Source organism: Klebsiella sp. GW_Kp182, from assembly GCF_040062275.1.
Lineage (GTDB): Bacteria > Pseudomonadota > Gammaproteobacteria > Enterobacterales > Enterobacteriaceae > Klebsiella > Klebsiella michiganensis.
Map to the genome: position 1 here is coordinate 37,329 of NZ_JBEAFQ010000048.1, position 16,750 is coordinate 54,078.

A 16,750-nucleotide genomic window follows, 5' to 3' on the forward strand; every position below is an offset into this window, starting at 1 on the left:
CCCTCCTTACAGGAACATCAGGAAATAGAGCAAAAATACGTTCACGATAAGCAGCATAATGCCGGTCGGCACCTGGGCTTTGATGACCGCGTTTTTATCCGGCAGCTCCAGCAGCGCGGCAGGCACGATATTGAAGTTCGCCGCCATGGGCGTCATCAGGGTACCGCAGTAGCCGGAGAACATGCCAATGGCCGCCATCACCGCCGGGTTCCCCCCGTGCTGCAGCACCAGAATCGGGATCCCGACCCCCGCCGTCACGATAGGAAACGCGGCGAAAGCGTTGCCCATCACCATCGTCAGCAGCGCCATTCCCAGGGTATAGACGGCAACGGCGATAAACCGGCTGTCTACCGCCAGGTAGTGCTGCGTCAGCAGGGAGATGCTGTTGCCAACGCCGGCGGCGGTAAACAGCAGCCCGAGCACCGCAAGGATCTGCGGCAAAATAAACGCCCAGCCCACCGAATCCAGCAGGCGGCGGGCTTCCTGTAACGGCTGCGCGGCCGTTTCATGGGTCATGCGGATAGCCATCACCAGACCGAGCAGCGTGCCCGCGGTCATCGAAAACAGCGTGATCAGCGTGGCGTGATTGCCCGGGCCAAAGATAGCGACCTGCAGCGAGGGGAGATTATTAAACAGCAGCACGCCGATCACCGTCACCACCGGGATCGCCAGCGCCGGGAAAAACAGCCGGTTGCCAAGACGCGCGGCGCTGGCGGTACGTTCTTCCTGCGAGCGCTGATGATAGCGACCGAGGCGCACGCCGCCAAAACCAGCGATCAGCGCCAGCACCACCACCACCACGCCAACGCCGATATTAACGGCCCGCTTGTCGCCGACCAGCTCATAGGTCCAGTCGCCAAACAGAAACACCAGGCCATACAGCCCCCAGAACAGGCCGGTTGTCAGCCTGCGCGGGTTGGCCTTATCGCGCCATGACATCACCGCCACCACCAGCAGAACCGCGCCCGCCAGCCAGTACAGCCAGGTTTGCTGAAAATTCATGCGGCACCGCCTTTCGCCTGCCCGGCGTTAACCTTGTCCAGCTCGCGCTGGAGATGGCGGTCGAGGCGCCACAGGCGGGCGGAGTGGATCAGGAAGGCGCAGACCGCCGTTGGGATCCCCCACAGGGCGATATGCAGCGGCTCGGTCTGAATGCCGCCCGACTCCAGCATAAAGTTATGCATAAAGATAATCGCCCCGAAGGCGACGAAAATATCTTCCCCGAAGAACAGGCCCACGTTGTCGGTCGCCGCCGACATCGCGCGCAGACGATAGCGCACCTCGCCGGGCAAGGCGCCGAAGTTTTTCTCCGCCGCCCCTTCCGCCATCGGCGCCAGCAGCGGGCGCACCATCTGCGGATGACCACCCAGGCTGGTGAGGCCCATCGCCGCGGTCACTTCACGAACGAACAGATAGACGATAAGCAGACGACCGGCGGTGGCGCTGCGGATCTTCGCGATCCACGTCTGCGCGCGCTCTTTCAGACCGTGCCGCTCCAGCAGGCCAATCACCGCCAGCGGCAGCAGCAGAATAAACGGCAGGTTGCGGGTATTAAGAAATCCTTCTCCCAGCTTTTCCAGAATGGTCGCGATCGGCATATGCGCCGTCAGACCCGTGATGATCCCGGACACAATAACCACCAGTACCGGGTTAAAACGCAGAACAAATCCGACCACGATCGCAGCAATGCCGATCAGTGGCCAGAGAGATAATGACTCTCCCATAGTTACATCCTGTATGTTGTTGTGAATTGTTGTCTAATGTTAATTGCTTGATAATATTTTTTTTATTCTTCTACTTCCGCACTGACCTGTATATTGCGCCCGGCAAACGCCGCGCGCAAGCGGCGCGCAAAATCCAGCGCGTGCTCGCCGTCGCCGTGCAGGCAGACGGTTTCCGCCACCACGTGCGCCCATTCGCCGGTGATGCTGCGTACCCGGCTGTGCTGCACCATTTCCAGGGTTTGCGCCAGCGACTGCTCTTCGCTCTCGATCAGCGCGCCGGGCTGGGTGCGCGGCACCAGGCTGCCGTCCGCCAGATAGCCGCGGTCGGCGAAGACCTCCTGGCGGGTGGTCAGCTGATAACGCTGCCCGGCGCGAATCAGCTCGCTGCCCGCCAGGCCTACCAGCACCAGACCCGCGTCAACGTCATATACCGCTTTGGCGATAGCGTCAGCAAGCTGCGGATCTTTTGCCGCCTGGTTATAAAGCATGCCGTGCGGCTTGACGTGCTGCAGCTCGCCGCCCTGCGCGCGCACCAGCGCCGCCAGCGCGCCGACCTGATACAGCGTTTGCGCATAAACCGTTTCCGGCGGCAGCTGCATCGCCGTACGGCCAAAATTTTCCCGGTCAGGGAAGCTGGGATGCGCGCCCACCGCGACGCCATATTTTAGCGCTTCGCGGACGCACTGCAGCATCATCACCGCATCGCCCGCATGGAAACCGCAGGCGATATTGGCAGAAGAGACCAGCTGCAGCAGCGCGCTATCGTTGGCGCAGCCTTCGCCCAGGTCGGCGTTTAAATCAATCTTCATCGTTCAGTCTCCATGCCAGCTGTTCAAAATAACGTTGTCTGTCGGCGCGCGCCTTCAGCGCCTCCTCCAGGGAGCAGGGAACAAAGTGGATCGGCTGTCCCAGCGGGATCTGCGCCAGCTGGTACATGTCGGCTTCGATAATGGTCGCAATCCGCGGATAGCCGCCGGTGGTCTGCGCGTCGTTCATCAGTACGATGGGCTGGCCATTATGCGGAACCTGTACCACGCCGGGCAGCAGGCCGTGCGAAAGCATCTCGCGGTCGGTCGTCCGCTTCAGCGGTTGCCCCTGCAGGCGATAGCCCATGCGATTGCTCTGCGGGCTAAGCTGCCACGGCGAGCGCCAGAACGTGTCCTGCGACACGCTATCAAACTCCTGGTACTCGGGCCCGGGCAGCGCGCGGATGCGGTTGCCGATGGGGAGCTGCTTCACGCCGCGCGGCCCGCGGAACTGCTTATCCGATTTCCCCAGCTTCAGCCGATCTCCGTCCTGCAAACGTCGACCTTCCAGACCGCCAATCCCCACTTTCAGATCGGTGCTGCGCGAACCCAGCACCTTCGGTACCGCAATCCCCCCCGCCACCGCCAGGTAGCTGCGCACGCCGTGCTGCGGGTTCTTGAGCACCAGATGCTGCCCGGCCTTGACCGCCGTTCGCCAGCCCACCCATACCGGCTCGCCATCGAGTTTCGCCTCGCAGGCGGCGCCGGTCAGCGCAAACCAGCCGCTGCGTTCAAACTGAATATCCACCTGACCCAGCGTTATCTCCAGCGCCGCGGCGTTAGCGCCGTTACCCACCAGCAGATTAGCGGTGACCAGCGCCGGCTTATCCATAGCGCCACAGCGGCTGATGCCCAGCTGACGCAGCCCTTCACGCCCGCCGTCCTGCACCGAGGTATACATTCCGGCGCGGATAATTTTTAACATACGCCCTCCTTTTGCGGCACGAAACGCACTCTGTCGCCGGAACGCAGCAGCACCGGCTCCTTGCGCTTCGGATCAAACAGCGCCAGCGGCGTACGCCCCAGCAGCTGCCATCCCCCCGGCGTCGCCAGCGGATAGATCCCGGTTTGCGCCCCGCCAATACCGACGGACCCGGCGGGTACCAGCAGGCGCGGCTCCGCCCGTCGCGGCATCGCCAGCTGCTCCGGCAGGCCGCCGAAGTACGGGAACCCCGGCTGGAAGCCGAGGAACCACACCACGTACTCCACCGACGAATGCAGCTCAACCACCTGCTTTTCGCTCAGGCCGCTGTGGCGGGCAATTTCTCCCAGATCCGGTCCGTATTCGCCGCCATAAACTACCGGGACCGAGACCTCCCGCGATTCCGGTTCGAGCGTATCGCACTCCTCCCACCAGAGCTGCAGGCGCTCAATCGCGTCCCACGCCGTCTGCTGCGGGTTGCGCAATATCACGGTAATGTTGTTCATGCCCGGGATGGCTTCCACCACCTCGGTATGGCCTACCAGCCGCTGGGCTAACCGCCAGATCCGCTTCTGACTTTCCAGCGTCACCGGAGGCTCAAGCTCCAGTACGACTGCCGTTTCACCTAATAAATAACAACGCGCTCGCTGCACTTTTGCCTCCGTTCATCAGGCCGGGTTCGGGATATCAATAAACGTGACGTCCAGTTCGGTATTTTCCGTCAGCCATTCGCTTAACGCGCGAATGCCGCCGCGCTCGGTGGCATGGTGCCCGGCGGCGTAGAAATGCAGCCCCTGCTCGCGCGCCGAGTGTATGGTTTGCTCTGAAACTTCACCGGTAATAAACGCATCGACGCCAAAGCGGGCCGCGCTGTCGATAAAGCTTTGCCCACCGCCGGTGCACCAGGCCACGCGGGCGACTTTATCCGGCCCGGTGTCGCCGCACCACAGCGGTTTGCGACCCAGCCGCGCTTCAATCCATGAAGCCAGCTCCAGGCCCGATACCGCCATCGACAGTTCGCCCCACGGTACCAGCGGTTCAATCTCCCCCATCACATTGATGCCGAGCAGCGACGCCAGCTGAGCGTTATTGCCCAGTTCCGGGTGAGCGTCGAGCGGCAGGTGCCAGCCATAGAGGTTAATGTCGTTAGCCAGCAGCGTTTTGAGGCGGTTGCGCTTCATGCCGCGAATGACCGGCGATTCGCCTTTCCAGAAGTAGCCGTGATGGACGATCACCGCATCGGCCTCCAGGCGGACGGCTTCATCCAGCAGCGCCTGGCTGGCGGTCACGCCGGTGACGACTTTTTGTATCGTTTCGCGCCCTTCCACCTGGAGCCCGTTGGGGGCGTAATCACTGATGGCCGCGCTATTGAGTTTTTCATTAATCAGTTGTTCCAGTTCACTATTTTTCATTGCCGTTCCACCAGGTCATCGTTCTATGCAGAGGAATAACATAACGGTATCCGTCCGGTCAGTCGATAGTTCTGCCGCTTCGCCGTCCATTTTGACTTTTCGCGAAATCCCGCAATTTGTCTACTCCCTCGTTCGCGCATTCGTGTATATTTATGCACTATTACAGCATATTAAATAACCAGAAAGCCCATAAGGCCATGAATATCGCTAGTTAATGGCTATTCATGCAGAAAGATCGACTTTCTTTTTTACGGCAGGACAAGGCATTACATGAACACACAATCCTCACAGCCGCGGGCGATTTATTACGTCGTCGCGCTGCAAATCTGGGAATATTTCAGTTTTTACGGCATGCGCGCGCTGCTGATTCTTTATCTCACCAACCAGCTCAAGTATGACGATAATCATGCTTATGCGCTGTTCAGCGCCTACTGTTCTTTAGTCTACGTCACGCCGATTCTCGGCGGCTTCCTGGCCGATAAGCTGCTGGGCAACCGCATGGCGGTGATGCTCGGCGCGCTGCTGATGGCCATCGGCCATCTGGTGCTCGGCGCCAGCGAAATCGCCCCCACCTTCCTCTACCTGTCGCTGGCGATTATTGTCTGCGGCTACGGGCTGTTTAAATCCAACGTCAGCTGCCTACTCGGCGAGCTGTATGAACCCACCGACCCGCGCCGCGACGGCGGTTTTTCGCTGATGTACGCGGCGGGTAACGTCGGGTCTATCATTGCGCCAATCGCCTGCGGCTACGTGCAGGAGGAGTACAGCTGGGCGATGGGCTTCGCGCTGGCGGCCGTCGGCATGATCGCCGGGCTGGTGATTTTCCTCAGCGGCAATCACCATTTCCGCCACACCCGGGGCGTCAATCGCGAAGCGCTGCGGGCGCGGAGTTTCGTCTTACCAAACTGGGGCTGGCTGCTGGTGCTGCTGATCGCCGCGCCGCTGCTGATCACCGTGCTGTTCTGGCAGGAGTGGTCGGTTTACGCGCTGATTGTGGCGACGGTTATCGGCCTGGCGGTACTGACGCGGATCTACCTGCGGGCGGAGACCGCCAGGCAGCGTAAAGAGCTGCGGCTGATTATGGTGCTCACCTGCTTCAGCCTGCTGTTCTGGGCCTTTGCGCAGCAGGGCGGCAGTTCCATCAGCCTCTATATCGACCGTTTTGTTAATCGCCATTTTATGGGCTATGAGATACCGACCGCGATGTTCCAGTCGGTGAACGCCTTTGCGGTGATGCTCTGTGGGGTGGTGCTGGCGTGGCTGGTGAAGGAGAATATTAACGGCAACCGTACCGTGCGTATCTGGGGCAAATTCGCGCTGGGCCTCGGCCTGATGAGCGCCGGTTTCTGTATCCTGACCCTCAGCGCACGCTGGTCGGCGGCTTACGGACAATCTTCAATGCCGCTGATGGTGCTGGGCCTGGCGGTGATGGGCTTCGCCGAGCTGTTTATCGACCCGGTGGCGATGTCGCAGATTACCCGTATTGAGATCCCCGGCGTGACCGGGGTGCTGACCGGTATTTATATGCTGCTCTCCGGCGCTATCGCCAACTATCTGGCAGGCGTGATTGCCGATCAAACCTCGCAGGGGTCGTTCGATGCCGCCGGGGCCGTCAACTACTCGATCAACGCCTACATTGAGGTATTCAGCCAGATAACCTGGGGCGCGCTGGCCTGCGTCGGCCTGGTGCTGGCTATCTGGCTGTATCACGCCGTTAAGATCCGGACTCGTCGCCTGGCGATGGAGTCTTAAGCTCTCTGGCGGCTTCCCAGGCCGCCAGCGTCGCCAGCCGCGCCTGCTTGTGGTCAACAATCGGGCGCGGATAATCCAGCGTTACGCCCTGTTTCTCCGCCCACAGCCACGGTTGATGCACCGCTTTTTCAGGTACCCCGGCCAGCTCCGGCAGCCATTGACGAATAAACTGCCCCGCTTTGTCGAAGCGCTCTCCCTGGGTCGTCGGGTTAAAAATACGAAAATAGGGCGCGGCATCGGTACCCGTTGAAGCCGCCCACTGCCAGCCGCCGTTATTCGCCGCCAGATCGCCATCAATAAGTTGTTCGATAAAGTAGCGCTCGCCCAGCCGCCAGTCGATGCGCAGGTCTTTCACCAGAAAACTGGCGACAATCATCCGCAGGCGGTTATGCATCCAGCCGGTCGCATTAAGCTGACGCATCGCGGCGTCGACAATCGGGAAGCCGGTTTGCCCGCGCTGCCAGGCCTGAAGCGCGGATTTATCGTCCAGCCACGCCACGTTATCGGTCCAGTCGATAAAAGGCCGCCCCTTACACAAGTTTGGGTAGTAAACCATCAGGTGACGATAAAACTCGCGCCAGATAAGCTCGTTGAGCCATACCGATCCGGCTTCGCCATCCAGCGCCCGCGGCTGCTCAACCCGCAAACGGTGCAGGCACTGGCGCGGTGAGAGCGCGCCCACCGCCAGGCACGGCGACAGTCGGCTGGTCCCCTCGATGGCGGGAAGATCGCGCTGCTGCTCATAGTCGGCGGCCTTTTGCTGGCAGAAGCCGCGAAGCCGGGCGATGGCGCTTTTTTCATCCGCGGCGAACAGCTCGCTATCAAATGGCGTCTGCGGATAATCTATTTTCACTTCAGACGCCGCAGCGATGGGCCCGCCCGCGCGGACTTTCGGCGCGGCGACGCACTCCGGCAGCGCTTCCTGCAAACGGCGAATAAAGGCATTTTTAAACGGCGTAAAGACCTTATACATTTCACGACTGCCGGTCAGTACGCTGCCCGGCGGCAGCAGAACGCTGTCATCAAAGCCCTGACAGGTCAGCTCCGCTAAGGTTTTCTCCACCGCCGTATCGCGCTGGCGTTCATTGATTTCGTACTGGTAGTTGTAAAACAGATGGGTCACCTGCCGCTGCCGGCAAATGCTGGCGAGCAGCGCCACGCTGGCGGTGAAATCTGCGGCATGTTCAATCTGCAGCGGGATCCCCTTTTCGGCCAGCGCCGCTTGCAGGCTGTGAAGGTGGCTGACCATAAACGCCGCCTGGCGCGGCGCCATACCGTGCTGGCGCCATTGCCCTGGCGTGGCGATAAATAATCCCAGCACCTCGGCATCGGGATTGCGGCAGGCGGCGGCGAGCGCCAGGTTATCGTGGATGCGCAAATCCGCGCGAAACCAGACCAGATGGGTGGCCATAGCATTCCTTTCATCATGAAAATTGATAAGTTCGACTTATATTTAACCCTCCCGCAGGCTTAACCTTCGGGGAGTGAATAAGTGTAAGCCACTCATGGCAAAAAAAAACCGCCGGGTAAACCGGCGGCATGATGATAAGGCAATCTGTTGGCACGCTGTGCCGGGGAAAACAGGGTAAATAAACCAGGATATCAAGCCATTAGCCCGTTTTCGCAGCGCGCGCCCGCTGAGCCATAAACCGTTATTAATAAAAATCTGCGGAGACTTTTTCAGCCTGCGCCAGCCATACCGGCTGTTCGCTGGTTTTCGCCCACACGCGGTGCAGCCAGCTGTAAAAACGGGCGCGATCTTTCCAGAACAGCATTACCGGCAGCGCCAGCACGCCAGCCGCTACGGCGAAAGCGCGACGCGCAAAGATGATATGAGCAGGATAAGTTTTGTACAACGCCATAATTTCTCTCCCCTTTGTCAGGCCGGCAAGCAAAGCCGGTAAAGTTAATCTGTTTCTCTGCTTAAAATAGTACCGCTTTGGCTGTAATTTTACTACTCATCCGACCACTAAAAAGCACGTATTTAGCCTTTATTTACATTCACCCGGTAACTTAGTTACAAAAAAGTTAAATTAATACTAACCATTAGTTAAATTGTGGTCTTGGCGATTTTTATATTTTTTTTACACCCCCGCCGCTGATTTTTGCGAAATCTTTGCGCCCGACTGCCTATTCTCCTCGTAAATCAAAAAGACACCCGGAGGTGGATTGTGAGTGCAGGCGTAATCGCTGGCGTAGCGCTGGTGTTCCTGTTGCTGGTTTATCTGGTTTATGCCCTGATACACGCGGAGGCATTCTGATGGCCGCTCAAGGATTTTTACTCATCGCGAGCTTTATTCTGCTGCTGATGATCCTGGCTCGTCCGCTGGGCACGGCGCTGGCGACGATGATCAATGATGCCCCGCTACCGGGCCTGGCCGGCATCGAACGCGGTTTATGGCGGGCGGCGGGCATTCGTTCGCAGGAGATGAACTGGTATCAATATTTATTCGCTATTCTGCTGTTTAACGCGCTGGGTCTGCTGGTCCTGTTCACGCTGCTGATGTTCCAGGGCTCGCTGCCGCTCAATCCGCAGCACCTGCCCGGCCTGTCGTGGGACCTGGCGCTGAATACGGCGGTGAGCTTTGTCAGCAACACCAACTGGCAGGCCTATGCCGGTGAAACCACCATGAGTAGCCTTAGCCAGATGGCCGGGCTGGCGGTGCAAAACTTCCTCTCCGCCGCCACCGGCATCGCGGTGATCTTTGCCCTTACCCGCGCTTACGCCCGGCAGAAAGTCAGCACCCTGGGCAACGCCTGGGTCGATCTGACCCGCATCACCCTCTGGCTGCTGCTGCCCATTTCGCTGCTCATCGCGCTGTTCTTTATTCAGCAGGGCGTGCCGCAGAGTTTTTCCCCGAATCAGGGCTTTACCTCGCTTGAAGGGGTGCGCCAGATGCTGCCGATGGGGCCGGTGGCTTCACAGGAAGCGATCAAAATGCTGGGTACTAACGGCGGCGGCTTCTTTAACGCCAACTCAGCGCATCCGTTTGAAAACCCAACCGCGCTGACCAACCTGGTGCAGATGCTGGCGATCTTTCTCATCCCGGCGGCGCTGTGCTTCGCTTTCGGCGAGGTGGTGGGCGATCGCCGTCAGGGACGGGCCATTCTATGGGCGATGACGCTCATCTTCATCGTCTGCGTGGCGGTAGTGATGTGGGCGGAAACCCGCGGTAACCCGCATCTGCTGAGCCTTGGCGCCGACAGCAGTATCAATATGGAAGGCAAAGAGAGCCGGTTCGGTATTCTCGCCAGCAGCCTGTTTGCCGTGGTCACCACCGCCGCGTCCTGCGGGGCGGTCAACGCCATGCACGACTCCTTTACCGCGCTGGGCGGAATGGTCCCCATGTGGCTGATGCAGATAGGCGAAGTGGTCTTCGGCGGCGTCGGCTCGGGTCTGTATGGCATGCTGCTGTTCGTGATGCTGGCGGTATTTATCGCCGGGCTGATGATTGGCCGCACCCCGGAGTACCTCGGGAAGAAAATTGACGTCCGCGAAATGAAAATGATTGCGCTGGCGATCCTCGTGACCCCGACGCTGGTGCTCCTCGGCACGGCGCTGGCGATGATGACCGAAGCCGGTCGCGCGGGCATGTTCAACCCCGGGCCGCACGGCTTCAGCGAAGTGCTGTACGCCGTCACCTCGGCGGCCAACAACAACGGTAGCGCCTTTGGCGGCCTCAGCGCGGCGACGCCGTTCTGGAACCTGCTGCTGGCGTTCTGCATGCTGGTTGGCCGCTTCGCGGTCATTATCCCGGTGATGGCGATTGCCGGTTCGCTGGTAACGAAGAAAATTCAGCCCGCCGGCAGCGGCACGCTCGCCACCCATGACGCGCTGTTTATCGGCCTGCTGATCGGCACCGTGCTGTTGGTTGGCGCCCTGACCTTTATTCCCGCGCTGGCGCTCGGCCCGCTGGCGGAACACTTTTCCTTACTTTAAGCGATTGCGGAGCAACCTGTTATGAGTCGCAAATCATTAGCCCTGCTGGAGCCGACGCTGGTGCGTCAGGCCCTGCTGGACGCCGTGAAAAAACTGAGCCCTGCCGTACAGTGGCGTAACCCGGTGATGTTTATCGTCTGGATTGGCAGTCTGCTCACCACCCTGCTGGCTCTTGCCATGGCAAGCGGGCAGATCGCCGGCAGCGCCGGATTTACCGCCGCCGTGAGTCTCTGGCTGTGGTTCACCGTCCTGTTCGCCAACTTCGCCGAAGCGATGGCGGAAGGCCGCAGTAAAGCGCAGGCTAACAGCCTCAAAGGGGTCAAAAAGACCGCCTTTGCCCGTAAGCTGCGCGCGCCGCAGCACGATGCGCAAATTGACCACGTCCCCGCCGAAGAGCTGCGTAAAGGCGACGTGGTGCTGGTCGAAGCGGGGGATATCATTCCCTGCGATGGCGAAGTTATCGAAGGCGGCGCGTCGGTGGATGAGAGCGCCATTACCGGTGAATCCGCGCCGGTTATCCGCGAGTCCGGCGGCGACTTCGCCTCAGTGACCGGCGGGACGCGTATTCTCTCCGACTGGCTGGTGATCCGCTGCAGCGTCAACCCCGGCGAAACCTTCCTTGACCGGATGATCGCCATGGTTGAAGGCGCCCAGCGCCGCAAGACGCCGAACGAAATCGCGCTGACTATCCTGCTTATCGCCCTGACCCTGGTGTTCCTGCTGGCCACCGCCACCATCTGGCCCTTCTCCGCCTGGAGCGGTAACGCGGTCAGCGTCACGGTGCTGGTGGCGCTGCTGGTGTGCCTGATCCCCACCACTATCGGCGGCCTGCTGTCGGCCATCGGCGTCGCCGGGATGAGCCGCATGCTCGGCGCGAACGTGATCGCCACCAGCGGCCGCGCGGTTGAAGCGGCGGGCGACGTCGACGTCCTGCTGCTGGACAAAACCGGCACCATTACCCTCGGCAACCGCCAGGCTTCGGCATTCCTGCCTGCGCAGGGCGTGGAAGAGAAAACCCTTGCCGATGCCGCCCAGCTGTCGTCGCTGGCCGACGAAACGCCGGAAGGCCGCAGCATCGTGGTGCTGGCAAAACAGCGCTTTAATCTGCGCGAGCGCGATCTGCAATCGCTGCATGCCACCTTCGTGCCGTTTACCGCCCAGACCCGGATGAGCGGCATCAACATCGACCAGCGGATGATCCGCAAAGGTTCCGTGGATGCCATTCGCCGCCACGTTGAGGCCAACGGCGGTCACTTCCCGGCCGACGTCGATAAACAGGTTGAAGACGTGGCGCGTCTTGGCGCTACGCCGCTGGTGGTCGCCGAAGGCGAACGCGTGTTGGGGATTATCTCGCTGAAAGATATCGTCAAAGGCGGCATCAAAGAGCGTTTTGCCCAACTGCGTAAAATGGGGATTAAGACGGTGATGATCACCGGCGATAACCGCCTGACCGCCGCCGCTATCGCCGCGGAAGCGGGCGTGGACGACTTTCTCGCCGAAGCGACGCCGGAGGCCAAGCTGGCGTTGATCCGCCAGTATCAAGCGGAAGGACGGCTGGTGGCGATGACCGGCGACGGTACCAACGACGCCCCGGCGCTGGCGCAGGCCGACGTGGCGGTTGCGATGAACTCCGGTACCCAGGCGGCGAAAGAGGCGGGCAATATGGTGGATCTCGACTCTAACCCCACCAAACTGATCGAGGTCGTACATATCGGTAAACAGATGCTGATGACCCGCGGTTCGTTAACCACTTTCAGTATCGCCAACGACGTGGCGAAGTATTTCGCCATCATTCCGGCCGCCTTTGCCGCCGTCTATCCGCCGCTGGCGATGCTTAACGTGATGCATCTGCACTCGCCTTCTTCGGCGATCCTGAGCGCGGTGATTTTTAATGCGCTGATTATCATCTTCCTGATCCCGCTGGCGCTGAAGGGCGTGAGCTATAAGCCGCTGACGGCCTCGGCGATGCTGCGCCGCAACCTGTGGGTCTACGGCCTGGGCGGACTGCTGGTGCCCTTTATCGGTATCAAAGCGATCGACCTGTTATTGACCCTGACCGGGCTGCTGTGAGGAAAAAACCATGTCATTCATTCGTCCTGCTGTTGTGCTGTTTATTCTGTTAACGCTGCTCACCGGCGGCGTCTATCCGCTGTTAACCACCGCGCTGGGACAGTGGTGGTTCCCGCAGCAGGCCAACGGCTCGCTGGTGCGGATTGACGGCGAAGTGCGCGGTTCCCGCCTTATCGGGCAGAACTTTACCGCGCCGGGCTACTTCCAGGGCCGCCCTTCCGCGACGGCGGAGATGCCTGATAACCCGCTGGCGTCCGGCGGCAGCAACCTCGCCGCCAGCAATCCGGCGCTGGACAAAGCCATCAGCGAACGGGTGCAGACCCTGCGCGCCGCCAATCCGGACGCCAGCGCAACGGTTCCGGTGGAGCTGGTGACCGCCTCGGCGAGCGGACTGGATTACAGTCTGACGCCTGCCGCCGCTCTGTGGCAGGCGCCGCGCGTCGCCAAAGCGCGCCAGCTTAGCGTGGAGCAGGTCACGCAGCTGGTGAACGAGGCAACGCAAAAACCGTTGCTCAGTTTTCTCGGCCAACCTGTGGTAAATATACTGCAGCTGAATATGTCGCTGGATGCCCTGAAGGATAAGTAAAAATGAGTGACGAGCCGCTGCGTCCGGACCCTGACCGCCTGCTGCAACACGCCGCCGCCCCGCATCGCGGTAAGCTAAAGATATTTTTTGGCGCCTGCGCCGGGGTCGGTAAAACCTGGGCGATGCTGGCGGAAGCGCAGCGGCTGCGCGCCCAGGGGCTGGATATTCTGATTGGCGTGGCGGAAACCCACGGACGCAAAGAGACGGCGGCGATGCTTGAGGGGCTCAGTACCCTGCCCCAGCGCCGCCTTTCCCACCGCGGGCGCTACGTAAAGGAGTTTGACCTTGACGGCGCGCTGGCCCGTCGCCCGGCGCTGATTCTGGTCGATGAGCTGGCGCACAGCAACGCGCCCGGCTCGCGTCATCCTAAACGCTGGCAGGACGTCGAAGAGCTGCTGGAAGCCGGCATTGACGTATTTACCACCGTTAACGTCCAGCACCTCGAGAGCCTGAACGATGTCGTCAGCGGCATCACCGGCGTGCAGGTTCGCGAAACCGTCCCGGATCCGTTTTTCGACGCCGCCGACGATGTGGTGCTGGTGGACCTGCCCCCCGACGATCTGCGTCAGCGGCTCAATGAGGGAAAAGTCTATATCGGCGGCCAGGCCGAGCGGGCCATCGAGAACTTCTTTCGCAAGGGCAACCTCATCGCCCTGCGCGAGCTGGCGCTGCGCCGTACCGCCGATCGGGTCGATGAGCAGATGCGCGCCTGGCGCGACCGTCAGGGCCAGGAAAAAGTCTGGCATACCCGCGACGCCATTTTGCTGTGCATCGGCCATAACACCGGCAGCGAAAAGCTGGTCCGCGCCGCCGCCCGGCTGGCGGCCCGGCTGGGGAGCGTCTGGCATGCGGTGTATGTTGAAACCCCCTCTCTGCACCGCCTGCCGGAGGCGAAACGGCGGGCGATTCTCGCCGCGCTCAGGCTGGCGCAGGAGCTGGGCGCGGAAACCGCCACCCTCGCCGATCCTACTGAAGAGAAGGCCGTTCTCCACTACGCCCGCGAACATAATCTCGGCAAGATAGTGATTGGCCGCCAGCAGAAAAGGCGCTGGTGGGATCGCAGCGGCTTCGCCGATCGCCTGGCCCGTCACGCGCCGGATCTCGACCTGGTGGTGATCGCGCTGGATGAGAAGGCCGCCTCCCTGCCGGCGCGCGCCAGCGATAGCCGGACGGCGATGGAAAAATGGCGTTTGCAGCTTCAGGGGTGCGTCGTCGCCATCGCCCTGTGCGCGGTTATTACCGTCGTCGCCATGCAGTGGCTGATGGCCTTTGAGGCCGCCAACCTGGTGATGCTGTACCTGCTCGGCGTGGTAATTATCGCCCTCCTGTACGGCCGCTGGCCGTCGGTACTGGCGACGGTGATTAACGTGGTCAGCTTCGACCTGTTTTTTGTCGCGCCGCGCGGCACGCTGGCGGTTTCTGACGTGCAGTATCTGCTGACCTTTGGCGTGATGTTAACCGTCGGGCTGCTTATCGGCAACCTCACCGCCGGCGTACGCTACCAGGCGCGGGTGGCGCGCTACCGCGAACAGCGCACCCGGCATCTGTACGAAATGTCAAAAGCGCTGGCGGTGGGCCGCAGCCGTGAAGATATCGCCGCCACCAGCGAGCGGTTTATCGCCTCAACGTTTCAGGCGCGCAGCCAGCTGCTGCTGCCCGATGAAACATTAAGACTCACGCCGCTGACGCAGCCCGCGGCGGCAATCACCTGGGATGACGCGATTGCCCGCTGGAGCTTTGATAAAGGACAGCCCGCCGGCGCGGGCACCGATACGCTTCCCGGAGTGCCCTACCAGATCCTGCCGCTGAAAAGCGCCGCCCGCACCTGGGGGCTGCTGGTGGTGGAGCCGGCCAACCTGCGCCAGCTGATGATCCCCGAACAGCAGCGCCTGCTGGAAACCTTCACCCTGCTGGTCGCCAGCGCGCTGGAACGGCTGGCGCTCACCGCCAGCGAAGAGCAGGCCCGGCTGAACAGCGAACGGGAAAGCCTGCGCAACTCGCTGCTGGCGGCGCTGTCCCACGATCTACGGACTCCGCTTACGGTGCTATTTGGCCAGGCAGAGATCCTGACGCTCGATCTCGCCAGCGAAGGATCGAAGCACGCGCCGCAGGCCAACGAGATACGCCAGCACGTGCTCAATACTACCCGCCTGGTGAATAATCTGCTGGATATGGCGCGGATCCAGTCCGGCGGCTTTAATTTGCATAAAGAGTGGTTAACCCTGGAAGAGGTCGTCGGCAGCGCGCTGCGTATGCTGGAGCCGGGACTCGGCGGGCGGCATATTCAGCTTGCGCTGCCGGACCCGCTGCTGCTGGTTCACGTCGACGGTCCGCTTTTTGAGCGGGTACTGATTAATCTTCTGGAAAATGCGGTGAAATACGCGGGAGCACAGGCGCAAATCGGCATTACCGCGGACGTCGATCCGCACACTTTAGTACTTGAGGTATGGGATAACGGACCGGGTATTCCCGCCGGGCAAGAACAGGCTATCTTTGATAAATTCGCTCGCGGCAATAAAGAGTCGGCGATCCCCGGCGTCGGGCTGGGGCTGGCCATTTGCCAGGCGATCGTTGAGGTGCACGGCGGGACCATTAGCGCCGCGACGCGCCCGCAGGGCGGCGCCTGCTTCCGTATTACACTGCCGAGGGAAACGCCCCCTGAACTGGAAGAGTTAGCCGAGGAAATGTGATTAACGTTCTGATCGTTGAAGACGAAAATGCTATCCGCCGCTTTCTGCGCACCGCGCTGGAAGCCGACGGCATGCGCGTATTTGAAGCAGAGACCCTGCAGCGCGGGCTGATCGAAGCCGCGACCCGCAAGCCGGATTTAACCATTCTCGATCTTGGACTACCCGATGGTGACGGCAACGCGTTTATTCGCGAGGTTCGCCAGTGGAGCCAGATGCCGATTATCGTGCTGTCGGCGCGCACCGAGGAGCAGGACAAAATCGCCGCGCTTGACGCCGGTGCCGATGACTATCTCAGTAAACCCTTTGGTATTGGCGAGCTGCAGGCGCGGCTGAGGGTGGCGATGCGCCGCCATGGCGGCGCCCAGGCCGACGAACCGCGGGTGCGTTTTGCCGATATTGACGTTGATATCCCCGCCCGCCGCATCGTACGCGGCGATCAGGAGATCCACCTGACGCCGATTGAATTTCGCCTGCTGGCGGTACTGCTCAATAATCCCGGCAAGGTGCTGACCCAGCGGCAGCTGCTCAATCAGGTTTGGGGGCCGAATGCGGTGGAGCACAGCCACTATCTGCGCATTTATATGGGGCACCTGCGGCAAAAGCTGGAGGCCGATCCGGCGCGTCCGCAGCATTTGCTGACCGAAACGGGGATCGGCTATCGGTTTATGCCCTAGCCGTTGTCCCCGGCTCGCGCTTCGCTTAGCCGGGCTACGGGTCCGCCATCGTCTGCCAGGCGGTAGCCCGGACAGGCGCGTCAAGCGCCGCCTCCGGGAAATGTGCCGGGCCTCATAAATCAACGCTGTTTCATCCCGGTGGCGCTACGCTGACCGGGCTACGTGTTCACCGTC

At 61.1% G+C, this 16,750-nt stretch carries 15 protein-coding genes; 7 read left to right on the forward strand and 8 right to left on the reverse strand.

Features of this window, described 5'->3' with window-relative positions:
- Positions 1-6 precede the first annotated feature (6 nt).
- The 6 genes from ABLU88_RS20765 to ABLU88_RS20790 form a co-directional block, all read right to left on the reverse strand.
- A complete protein-coding gene (locus tag ABLU88_RS20765) occupies positions 7-1,002 on the reverse strand; it encodes a DUF979 domain-containing protein (RefSeq protein WP_116280180.1) in 996 nt (331 codons plus the stop codon).
- Complete coding sequence (locus ABLU88_RS20770) at positions 999-1,724, reverse strand: DUF969 domain-containing protein (protein WP_004130515.1); 726 nt, start codon at positions 1,722-1,724, stop codon at positions 999-1,001. The genes ABLU88_RS20765 and ABLU88_RS20770 overlap by 4 nt, the downstream gene beginning before the upstream one ends.
- Positions 1,725-1,786: 62 nt before the next feature.
- The gene (pxpA, locus tag ABLU88_RS20775) at positions 1,787-2,533 is read right to left on the reverse strand and encodes a 5-oxoprolinase subunit PxpA (RefSeq protein WP_004848906.1); all 747 of its coding nucleotides are present in this window, start codon (positions 2,531-2,533) and stop codon (positions 1,787-1,789) included.
- On the reverse strand, positions 2,523-3,455 hold the full coding sequence (gene pxpC, locus ABLU88_RS20780; RefSeq protein ID WP_009651642.1) for a 5-oxoprolinase subunit PxpC: 933 nt from the start codon (positions 3,453-3,455) through the stop codon (positions 2,523-2,525). Before pxpC ends, pxpA begins: the two co-directional genes overlap by 11 nt.
- Entirely contained in the window at positions 3,449-4,105 is a 657-nt protein-coding gene (gene pxpB / locus ABLU88_RS20785) for a 5-oxoprolinase subunit PxpB (protein ID WP_004848901.1), read from the reverse strand. The genes pxpC and pxpB overlap by 7 nt, the downstream gene beginning before the upstream one ends.
- Positions 4,106-4,120: 15 nt before the next feature.
- Positions 4,121-4,864, reverse strand: a complete 744-nt coding sequence (locus tag ABLU88_RS20790; protein ID WP_014228436.1) for a type 2 GTP cyclohydrolase I — start codon at positions 4,862-4,864, stop codon at positions 4,121-4,123.
- Between the two features lie 270 nt (positions 4,865-5,134).
- Between ABLU88_RS20790 and dtpD the strand changes: the two genes are divergently transcribed.
- The gene (dtpD, locus tag ABLU88_RS20795) at positions 5,135-6,616 is read left to right on the forward strand and encodes a dipeptide permease DtpD (protein WP_064375132.1); all 1,482 of its coding nucleotides are present in this window, start codon (positions 5,135-5,137) and stop codon (positions 6,614-6,616) included.
- On the opposite strand, the gene phrB is transcribed toward dtpD, so the two are convergent.
- Positions 6,579-8,027, reverse strand: coding sequence for a deoxyribodipyrimidine photo-lyase (phrB, locus tag ABLU88_RS20800; protein WP_201993784.1), 1,449 nt, complete (start codon positions 8,025-8,027; stop codon positions 6,579-6,581). The genes dtpD and phrB overlap by 38 nt on opposite strands.
- 244 nt (positions 8,028-8,271) lie before the next feature.
- Positions 8,272-8,478 (reverse strand): DUF2517 family protein, encoded by a 207-nt coding sequence (locus tag ABLU88_RS20805; RefSeq protein ID WP_004848892.1) that lies wholly within the window; start codon positions 8,476-8,478, stop codon positions 8,272-8,274.
- 309 nt (positions 8,479-8,787) lie between these two features.
- Between ABLU88_RS20805 and kdpF the strand changes: the two genes are divergently transcribed.
- The 6 genes from kdpF to kdpE are packed head-to-tail and all read left to right on the forward strand — an operon-like array spanning position 8,788 to position 16,576.
- A complete protein-coding gene (gene kdpF / locus ABLU88_RS20810; RefSeq protein ID WP_009651669.1) occupies positions 8,788-8,877 on the forward strand; it encodes a K(+)-transporting ATPase subunit F in 90 nt (29 codons plus the stop codon).
- A complete protein-coding gene (kdpA, locus tag ABLU88_RS20815; protein ID WP_014837834.1) occupies positions 8,877-10,556 on the forward strand; it encodes a potassium-transporting ATPase subunit KdpA in 1,680 nt (559 codons plus the stop codon). The genes kdpF and kdpA overlap by 1 nt, the downstream gene beginning before the upstream one ends.
- A 21-nt stretch (positions 10,557-10,577) precedes the next feature.
- Positions 10,578-12,626 carry a potassium-transporting ATPase subunit KdpB gene (kdpB, locus tag ABLU88_RS20820; RefSeq protein WP_004848888.1) on the forward strand — a complete coding sequence of 683 codons (2,049 nt, stop codon included), beginning with the start codon at positions 10,578-10,580 and terminating at the stop codon, positions 12,624-12,626.
- A gap of 10 nt (positions 12,627-12,636) precedes the next feature.
- Complete coding sequence (gene kdpC / locus ABLU88_RS20825) at positions 12,637-13,212, forward strand: potassium-transporting ATPase subunit KdpC (protein ID WP_025106377.1); 576 nt, start codon at positions 12,637-12,639, stop codon at positions 13,210-13,212.
- 2 nt (positions 13,213-13,214) lie between these two features.
- A complete protein-coding gene (gene kdpD, locus ABLU88_RS20830) occupies positions 13,215-15,902 on the forward strand; it encodes a two-component system sensor histidine kinase KdpD (protein ID WP_348837818.1) in 2,688 nt (895 codons plus the stop codon).
- A complete protein-coding gene (gene kdpE / locus ABLU88_RS20835; RefSeq protein ID WP_221691122.1) occupies positions 15,899-16,576 on the forward strand; it encodes a two-component system response regulator KdpE in 678 nt (225 codons plus the stop codon). The genes kdpD and kdpE overlap by 4 nt, the downstream gene beginning before the upstream one ends.
- The last annotated feature ends 174 nt before the right edge of the window (positions 16,577-16,750 follow it).